4 protein-coding genes and 1 pseudogene are annotated in these 3,490 nt (G+C 42.9%); all 5 read left to right on the forward strand.

The window, feature by feature from the left end:
• Positions 1-71 precede the first annotated feature (71 nt).
• Positions 72-1,170, forward strand: a pseudogene (locus tag REG_RS08720) (tyrosine-type recombinase/integrase).
• Between the two features lie 400 nt (positions 1,171-1,570).
• Complete coding sequence (locus REG_RS14385) at positions 1,571-1,810, forward strand: hypothetical protein (RefSeq protein WP_260200257.1); 240 nt, start codon at positions 1,571-1,573, stop codon at positions 1,808-1,810.
• 344 nt (positions 1,811-2,154) lie between these two features.
• On the forward strand, positions 2,155-2,481 hold the full coding sequence (locus REG_RS08730) for a hypothetical protein (protein WP_006705309.1): 327 nt from the start codon (positions 2,155-2,157) through the stop codon (positions 2,479-2,481).
• Between the two features lie 154 nt (positions 2,482-2,635).
• Entirely contained in the window at positions 2,636-2,839 is a 204-nt protein-coding gene (locus REG_RS08735; protein WP_039908350.1) for a hypothetical protein, read from the forward strand.
• Between the two features lie 414 nt (positions 2,840-3,253).
• On the forward strand, positions 3,254-3,490 hold a 237-nt coding region (locus REG_RS13490), incomplete at its 3' end, for a phage tail protein (RefSeq protein ID WP_407078954.1).

Here is a 3,490-nt window from a genome sequence, read left to right on the forward strand (position 1 = left end):
GTATTCTTGGTACACCACAGGGTACACCATTAAAATGGTGTACCCGGATACGGATACAGGAAATGGAAAGTATGGCTTACTATAACATAGTAAAACGTCCACGTGCTGACGGTACGGTAAGGTACCGCTGCACAGCTGGCGTTAAGGAAGGCGGCAAACATCTGCACCGCGAAACAAGAACCTTCGGAAAATTAGCTCAGGCCAAAACATGGGGGACAAAACGGGCAGCTGAACTAGAAGAAAACGGCGTACCCAACAGCAGCGACATCGAGAAAATAACCGTTGGCGAACTACTAAAACGTTATATTAACGATCCAAATCTTGGCGGCAAAGCAGGTCGTACAAAACGCTATGTACTGGACATGCTGTTGGATTGCGACATAGCCGATACCTTACTTGCAGACCTTTCCACAAGCCACGTTATCGAATACTGTCGCCACAGAAACGGCGCAGGTGCTGGCCCATCCACTGTTAACCACGATGTGAGTTACCTCTCTTCTGTACTAGCTTCTGCCAAACCTGTTTACGGTATTGACTACATAGCCAACCCCGCCACAGATGCCAGGCCGCTTTTGCTGCAAATGGGGCTGATTGGAAAATCTAAACGCCGTAGCCGCCGTCCGGTAAGTGATGAGTTAGATAGATTGCTTGTGGGACTGGAAGCTAGAAGCGGTCATGTTGCTGCAAAAATTCCGTTTGTCGATATTTTGAATTTCTCAATACTCAGTTGTATGAGGGTCGGTGAGGTGTGCAAAATCAGGTGGGAAGATATTGACGAGAAGCAAAAAGCGGTACTGGTCAGGGACAGGAAGGATCCTCGTAAAAAATCAGGTAATCATATGCTGGTACCGTTGCTTGGCGACGCATGGACTATCGTGCAGCACCAGCCGAAAACTAGTGAGTTAATTTTCCCGTATAATTCTCGTTCTGTCACTGCCGGTTTTCAACGTGTCCGAAATGCCTTGGGTATTAAAGATCTGCGTTACCACGATCTGCGCCGCGAAGGGGCTAGCCGTCTATTTGAGGCCGGATTCAGTATCGAAGAAGTAGCTCAGATAACAGGTCACCGCTCATTAAACGTTTTATGGCAAGTTTATACCGAATTATATCCAAAAATCCCTCCATGAGAAATTTTATGCTTTGCAGGGAACAAACCGTACTGGCAAATAACCTTGTACCTTGAATTTTGTGTAGCTTGTTATAACCTTGACACGGGTTTCACTCTGTAGGAAAAAAGATAAGAATGGTAATGAGATGTCAGATTATAGATGTACGAAAGACCTACAGTGATTTCTTTACTTTAAATGCAATTATTTAACTTTAAACATCATAAATCGTTGTACAGGTTGTTAGTCAAAATCATTAGCATGAGATTTATCCAGAAATCTATTTTTACCTCCCGCCTGAATCAGGCTACATTAAGAGACATTACCTATGACGACCCTTCCTGGATACGTAAGCCTGAATATACTGTATTTCCTCGTCGATTTGAACCGAGCGAATTGACAGGATGGACGCTCAATTTTAATGCAGGATTCCTGTCAATTTCATGCCGCACCAAAGAAAGCGAATGCTACTTATGGATATCGTCATCATGAATACCAATAATTTTACTCGTTATCTCGAAAATCGTTTGTACCAATGGGCTGAATGGTATAGCAGAGGGAATTTTTCGGGTTTAGGTTATCCCTCTTGCTCCATTGAATACCGCATTATGACGGAGGGTAATGTTTTTCGTCTCCCAGGCTCTAAACCGCTGCCCATCCATGCCGCCGCTGAAGAGATAGAACGCGCTTGGTCAACACGATGACCCAACAGAATCCTGTGATGGCACAGGCATTCCGATGTCACTATTTCAACCGAGGCTCCTTACGCTACAAAGCCAAAAAATTGGCGATTTCTCACACTCAGTTCAAAAATTATGTGGATATGGCTCACCAATGGTTATTAGGTCGCTTAAGTAGCCGTCTTGAAATAGTCTGATGTTTTTTAATTTTTTATTTGTGTTGTCAATACAAATCGGGTATAAATTACCTAGGCTGTTGCTACTGTATTTGAAATGCCTGATTAGGCGGGCTTTTTGGTTCAATTTAACTCAAAAAACGTTTCCCCATTACTGCTAAATCATGCCTACATGAACGACTCACTGATATTGTGCATCAGCACGCCAATCAAATAACGGCAGCAGTCCGCCAGATTAATGCGTTGCACACTGATCTACAAGCGATGGAGCGACAAGAACCCGGACAAATGAAGCTAGCTGAACTGACAGAAGCGCATCTAAAAATGCTATCTGATATCACTGCTCTCCAAAAAAACATCATGTCCAGTCAGGCTCAGATAGAGACGACCCTTTGGCAAAAAAAAGGTAGAAGAGGTGAGGCGCTCACAGTTGTTGGCCTTGCTGAGAAAGTACCTGCTCATTTTATGTGGATTGGGCAGGCACCGTCCTGTTTATTTTTAGTACAAAGATTGATGTGATAAAAATTATCGCTCAAATTTTGGTGTGATCGATGTAAGCCACATTTATTGGCACGACGATTTTCGTTATAACAAATCAATATCAAATCTTGAAGGGAGACATGGTGGGTAAAAACAGGGCTATATCAATGCAGGTTATAAAGGTGGGTTACGTATGAGCCTAGAAGCATTAGGACAAGTAGTAGCAAAAGCCGCGCCATTATGGGGGAGCGCCTTGGGGGGATCTGCGAGTGCCACAATGATTGATAGCTCAGAAGAGTTAATACAGCGGGTAGAGTCTGATCCGCAGGCTCACTTGAAATTAATCGAAATACAATCGAACCATGAAATCGAACTGCAACGTATTCAACTCGTTTAATCTTTACGTCATCGCCAACCTTTTATTGACGATACCTTTATGCTTCTCAGCACCGGTCTCTGGAATTTCTATCTCAGAATGGCTTGAAATTCAATTCATTACTAAAACAGGCTGCTTACTTTACTATTAGGTAACAAGTCTACTGAAGCAGAATCAGCAATGGTTTATTTCTTCCGGTACTTTTTATAAAACAACATAAAAGCGTTATGTATTTATAGGATTCCCCCATTGTCGTTAGTAATACTAACCGCCAATGGGTGGCGCTATTCTTTTTTTCTAAAGCAATCTAAATAAAGTTCAGTCAAAAAATGCACAGTCATTAACTGATCGTAATGAGGTTAATGGATTTCTTTTAACTCATTTCCTACGACACAAGATGACGACTGTATGAGCACAACCCTATTTTCTCTTACGATGACTCAAAAAGGTGATACACGTTTGAGCGAAGCGAGTGCCCCCGCTGGTACCAAACTGCAATTAACGCATATAGTGTTAGGCGATAATCGCACGCCTATAGCGGATCTTAAACAGACGAGTCAGATAAGAAACGAAATTTATCGCGCGACATTAGATCGCGCAACGGTTGATACAACAAAAAAACCGTCGTCTGCGAGCTGCTCATGCCTGAGAACAAAAAGGACTTGGAGGTTC

Source organism: Candidatus Regiella insecticola LSR1, assembly GCF_000143625.1.
GTDB classification, from domain to species: Bacteria; Pseudomonadota; Gammaproteobacteria; order Enterobacterales; family Enterobacteriaceae; genus Regiella; species Regiella insecticola.